At 73.5% G+C, this 5,183-nt stretch carries 5 protein-coding genes; 2 read left to right on the top strand and 3 right to left on the bottom strand.

Annotated features, from left to right (window positions below):
- Positions 1-762, bottom strand: a 762-nt coding sequence (locus AB0C29_RS32565; RefSeq protein ID WP_360828347.1) for a BTAD domain-containing putative transcriptional regulator, incomplete at its 3' end; no start/stop codon positions are given.
- Between the two features lie 211 nt (positions 763-973).
- On the opposite strand from AB0C29_RS32565, the gene AB0C29_RS32560 reads away from it, so the two are divergent.
- Complete coding sequence (locus AB0C29_RS32560) at positions 974-1,363, top strand: YccF domain-containing protein (RefSeq protein ID WP_360828344.1); 390 nt, start codon at positions 974-976, stop codon at positions 1,361-1,363.
- Between the two features lie 10 nt (positions 1,364-1,373).
- Here AB0C29_RS32560 and AB0C29_RS32555 read toward each other — a convergent pair whose 3' ends face one another.
- Positions 1,374-2,162 (bottom strand): hypothetical protein, encoded by a 789-nt coding sequence (locus tag AB0C29_RS32555; RefSeq protein WP_360828342.1) that lies wholly within the window; start codon positions 2,160-2,162, stop codon positions 1,374-1,376.
- A gap of 132 nt (positions 2,163-2,294) precedes the next feature.
- On the opposite strand from AB0C29_RS32555, the gene AB0C29_RS32550 reads away from it, so the two are divergent.
- The gene (locus tag AB0C29_RS32550) at positions 2,295-2,870 is read left to right on the top strand and encodes a GNAT family protein (RefSeq protein ID WP_360828339.1); all 576 of its coding nucleotides are present in this window, start codon (positions 2,295-2,297) and stop codon (positions 2,868-2,870) included.
- On the opposite strand, the gene AB0C29_RS32545 is transcribed toward AB0C29_RS32550, so the two are convergent.
- On the bottom strand, positions 2,852-5,183 hold a 2,332-nt coding region (locus tag AB0C29_RS32545; protein WP_360828336.1), incomplete at its 5' end, for an Hsp70 family protein. The genes AB0C29_RS32550 and AB0C29_RS32545 overlap by 19 nt on opposite strands.

The raw sequence follows: 5,183 nt of genomic DNA, 5'->3' as shown, positions 1-5,183 counted from the left end.
CGCCGGGCCGGAGCGGACGCCACCGGGTTCGTCCCCGCGCAGCACCGAGCGGTGCACGTCCTGCAGGTCCGCGCCCGGCTCGGCGCCGAGTTCCTCGATCAGATAGCGGCGGACGGCCGCGTAGTGGGCCAGCGCCTCGGCCGGGCGTCCGGCCGCCACCAGGGCCCGCATCAGCACCGCGGCCAGCGACTCCTGCAGCGGGAACTGGGCGGCCAGGTCACCGAGGACCCGGATGACCTCGCCCGGGTGGCCGACTGCCAGCTCGGCCCGGGCCCAGGCCACGGCGGTGTCCGCGTACCGGCGGCGCCAGAGCTGCCGGGTCTGCGCGACCCACTCCCCGCCGAGGCCCGCCAGGGGCTCGCCGCGCCACAGCGCCATGCCCTGCCGCAGCAGGGCCACCCGCTGCTCGGCGGTGTGCTCCGGCCGCAGGGCCCGGGCGGTCAGCTGGCCCAGCCGGTGCACGTCCACGGTGGCCGGGTCGACCTCGAGGCGGTACGAGTCCGAGGTGAGCACGAGTGAGCCGGGCACACCGGCGCGCTGCACGACCTGCCGGACCCGGGTGAGGTGCGCGTGCAGCGACTGCCGCGCGGACCGTGGCGGGGCCTGGCCCCAGACCCGGTCGATGAGGGCGGCGACCGGCACGGACCGCCCGGCGTCGGCGAGCAGAGCCGCCAGCACGGTCCGCTGCCGCGGGTGCCCGACGTCGACGCGCTCGGAGCCGTGCCACACCTCGACCGGACCCAGTAACCGGAAATCCCCCACGCCCGACCTCTCGTAGCCCGAGCCGTCGATCGAACCACAAGAATCCCGCAAGCGCCGTCTGGCACTGTCCTCATCGGAGGTCACCGCCATCGCCTCCGAGCGTCGGACGCGGCCCTTCGGTGATCGGCATCCCGCCGATTCGGGGGCGCCGAATGGCCGGGTCCGCGCCCGCGAGGACGGGCCACTGGCGCGCCCGCGTCATGCTGATCAGGTGCGCTTCATCCTGAACGTCCTCTGGTTCATCTTCGGCAGCGGCTTCATCCTGGCTCTGGGCTACGGGCTGGCCGCGCTGCTCTGCTTCGCCCTCGTGGTGACCATCCCGTTCGGGGTCGCGTCGCTGCGGCTGGCGTCGTACTCGCTGTGGCCGTTCGGCCGTACGCTGGTCACCCGGCCCACCGCGGGCGTCGCCTCGGGCCTGGCCAACGTGCTGTGGGTCGTCATCGCCGGCTGGTGGCTGGCGCTGGGTCACGTGGTGGCGGGCGTCGCCCAGTGCGTGACGATCATCGGCATCCCGTTCGGCATCGCCAACTTCAAGCTGGTCCCGGCGGCGTTCTGGCCGCTGGGCCGCGAGATCGTCGACCTCGACGAAGCCGCCGGCTGAGCCGCGAGGGTCAAAGCCGGCTGTAGGCGGCCCGCAGCGCGGCATGCCGCTTCTTGTCGGCCAGTTGGCGCCGCTGCTCGATCACCTCGGTGGTGGCCCGCAGCTGCCGTTGCAGGCCGCCGAGCGGGACGCGGCTCTCGGCCAGCCGCAGCCGCGCTCCGGCGCTCGCCAGGGTCTGCGGCACCTCGTCCAGCAAGGCGAGATCCGGCGTCCGGGCGGGCGGCACGGTGATCCCGGTCAGGTCGGCCACTCGGCGTTCGGCGTACGCGATCTGGCCGGGCAGGGCCCGCAGGCCCGCGGCCGCGTCGCGGATGTGGTTGTCATAGTCGCGGGCCGACCACTCCGCCCGGAACTGGTCGGCGGACCCCATGGTCTTGCCCATCACGGCCCGCATCACCGTGCCGGCCGCCCCGACGGCCGCGCCGAGGTGCCGGCCGGCCTCCTCGCAATGTCCCAGCGCCTGGGTGAAGAGCAGCGTCACCACGACCAGCCGCTGGTAGTGGCCGTCGTTGAGCCGTAGTGCGGGCTCGACCAGGCCGTCGATCTGCTCGGCCAGATGCTCCGCCCGGGCCTGCTGCTGGTCGATGCGGACGGTCAGCTCCTGCTGGTCGCGCCGCAGCTCCCGGATCCGTTTGACCGTGGCTAGGTGTTTGCCGAGCGAACCGCCGAACCGGGGCCGGCCGGTCAGCTCGGCCGTGGTCTGCTCGAGCCGCCGCTGATCGGCGTCGAGGGCGCCGGTCACGCTGCGGAAGACTGCCAGATGGGGGGCGAGCAAGAGGCGTGCCTCGGCGTCGAGCATCGGCTGAGGATAGTCACCGGCCCACCCCGCGGGCTACCTCTCGTGATCGATCGGTCGCCGGGTGCGACTTTCGACAGCCACCGTCGGGCGAATGTGCTTGCCCGGGCGGGGCGGTTCGTCGATCATCGCCCGATGGCCGCCGATTTCTCCGTCAAGCCCACCCTCGTCGGCCCCCGCGTCGTGCTGCGCCCGTTCCGGGCCGGTGACTTCCCCGCCGTCCGGGACGCGCTGCGCGATCCCGAGGTCGTCCGGCTCACCGGCAGCCAGCCGATCGTCTGGGACGAGGCCGCCGAAGAGCGGCTGCGCGAGTGGTACGGCACCCGAGCCGACCGCCCCGACCGTCTCGACCTCGCGGTGGAGGAGCGGGCCACCGGAGCCTGGGTCGGTGAGGTCGTCCTCAACGAGTGGGACCCGCCCAACCGCAGCTGCAACTTCCGGACCATGTTCGGACCGCAGGGGCGGGACCGGGGGCTGGGCACCGAGGCGGCCCGGCTGCTCGTCGGCTACGGCCTGGAACAGCTCGGCCTGCACCGCATCGCCCTGGAGGTGTACTCGTTCAACCCGCGCGCCCGCCGCGCGTACGAGAAGGTGGGTTTTGTCGCCGAAGGCGTCCTGCGGGACGCGTTGCGCACGCCGCAGGGCTGGGTGGACGCCACCGTCATGGCGATCCTGGCCGACGACTGGAAAGGTCAGGACCAGCAGGGATGACCCTCGCGGGCGTCCCCTTCGGTGAGGACCTGCTCCGCGGAGCCGTCCGCCTTGGCGATCACGATCTTCGGCTGGTTGACCGGTCCGCGGGTGAAGGCCAGCCAGCTGCCGTCCGGCGCCCAGGACGGGTCCATCTCCCGGTCCTCATGCTCGGTCAGCTGCTTCGGGTTCTTGCCGTCGGGACTGATGGTCCAGATGTCTCCCGAGTCGCCCGGATCACGGGTGTAGGCGATCCGCATCCCGTCCGGTGACCAGTTCGGGTCGACCCCGGGACCACTGTCGCCCTCGGTCACCTGCAGGCCGGGCTCCTCCGGATCGTTGGCATTCAGGATGAAGATCTGCCGCTCATCCTTCACCAGCTTCCAGTAGGCGATCGCCCCGCCGCCGGGCGACCAGGCCGGATCGTCCTTCATGCCGTCCGCCCAGGTCAGCTGGGTCGGCTTCGAGTCACCGATCTTGATGGAGAAGATCTGCGGGCTGCCGTCGACCTTGCGCAGGAACGCCAGCTTGCTGCCGTCGGGATTCCAGGACACCCGGCCACCGGTGGCGTTCTCCACGACCTTCTGCGGTTTGCTGCCGTCGGCGGCCATCACCCAGATCGCGTTGCTGCCGTCCGCCTCGTACCGGATCACCGCGACCTTCTTGCGGTCGCGGGACCACTCGGGCAGCACGTCGCCGCCGGTGTCCGCGACAGCCGTGCGGCCGGGCTTGCCGGGGGTGAGCAGGTAGGCGCTGGACTTGAGCTTGGGCCGCTGGTCACCGCCGGCGTCGACCTGGATCAACATCCCGGCGGTGGGAAACGTCAGCGGCACACTGACCGACGGGGAGGCGGTCGGCGGCGCGGCCGTGTCCCGGTCCTTGTCGCCGCGCCGGACCAGGGCGACCAGGACGGTGGTCCCGGCGATCATCGCGAGGGTGAGGGCGCCGACCAGGACCAGCAGCTTGCCGTTGCGCTTGGCCGGGGGCCGGTCGCCACCGGCCGGCGCCGGCGGATAGTGCACCGGCGGGGGACCGGGCGGTGGCGGGGCCGGGCTCGTCGGCTGCGGGAAGGTGCGGGTCGGGGTCGCGAGGGGCTGCCCGGTCGAGGGTACGGAGGCAGCGCCGCGCGAGTAGGCCACCGGGCCTGGCGCCGCCCCGCCGCTGACCGGCCTCTCGGCCTGCACCGCGTCGCCGGGCAGGATCCGCGTGGCTGCTGCGCCCCCGTTGCCGTTGCCGCTGCCCGGCAGAATCTGCGTGGATCCGGCGTCGACGGGGATCCCCGGCGCGATCTGCGTGCCGTTGCCGGCCAGGAGTTGGGTGGATCCGGCGTCGTCGTGCGGCCCGGTGCCGTTGGCTGCCGCGAAAGCCGGCGCTTCGAGCAGAGTGTCGTTCCCGGCTTCCGGGTCCTGCCAGGCCGCCGTCGCGTCGGCACCGACAGGTGCGACCGGCTCCGGACCGGCCCCGGCGACCGGGCGCGGCGGCGGCGCCACCGCGTCGTCGAAGGGCGACACCCCGCCGGTGACCAGCGCCGTAGCCACCGCCGCGCCCATCGCGATGCTGTGCTCCGGATGCGGGTCGGCCACCACCGGCCGGTCGAACGCCGTCGCCAGCAGCTGCCCGATCAGCGGGATCCGGGACGACCCGCCCGCCAGCAGCACCGCGTCCAGCTCGGCCGGCGCCACCCGGGCCGCGCGCAGCGCCCGGTGCATCGCCGCGACCGTGTCGGCCAGCGCCGGGGCGATCATCGACTCCAGTTCGGAGCGGTTCAGCCGGACCCGGGTGTGCACGCCGGGCAGCGCCACCGGGATCATCACCTCGGTGTCGAAGGACAGCGCCTCCTTGGCCTCCACGCAGTCGCGGCGCAACCGGGCCAGTGCGGTGACCACGTCGGGCTCGTTCGGGTCCAGGCCTTCGACCCGGTCGCCGAGCACCCCCAGGACGTGCCCGAAGACCGCCTCGTCGAAGTCCGCGCCGCCGAGCTGCTCGATGCCCTCGGGCTCGCCCAGCACCTGGAAGCCCTCACCCTCACGGCGCAGCACCGCCGCGTCGAAAGTGCCGCCACCCAGGTCGTACACGGCCACGGTCTCGCCCGGCCCGATCCGGCGGGCCGTCGCATGCTGGAGCGCCGCGGCCTCCGGCTCGGTGCGCAGCAGCGCCGGCCCGGTGTCGGCCAGCCGCAGCGCCTGGTCCAGCTGCTCCCGTTTGTACGGTCCCCAGTTCGCCGGGTGCGTCACCGTCAGCACCGCGGGCGGCCCGTCCTGCAGCCGGATGACCGTGTCCAGCACGTGCCGCAGCAGCTTGGCGGTCAGCGCGTGCGCCGAGAACGGCACGCCA

The organism is Actinoplanes sp. NPDC048791, assembly GCF_040650095.1.
Lineage (GTDB): Bacteria > Actinomycetota > Actinomycetes > Mycobacteriales > Micromonosporaceae > Actinoplanes.
The sequence above is the reverse complement of the archived record's forward strand: the minus strand, read 5'-3'. Positions and strand labels throughout refer to the sequence as shown.

Coding starts and splice junctions, on each gene's coding strand:
- AB0C29_RS32550 (WP_360828339.1), top strand. CDS start 2,295: ATGGCCGCCGATTTCTCCGTCAAGCCCACCCTCGTCGGCCCCCGCGTC.
- AB0C29_RS32555 (WP_360828342.1), bottom strand. CDS start 2,162: ATGCTCGACGCCGAGGCACGCCTCTTGCTCGCCCCCCATCTGGCAGTC.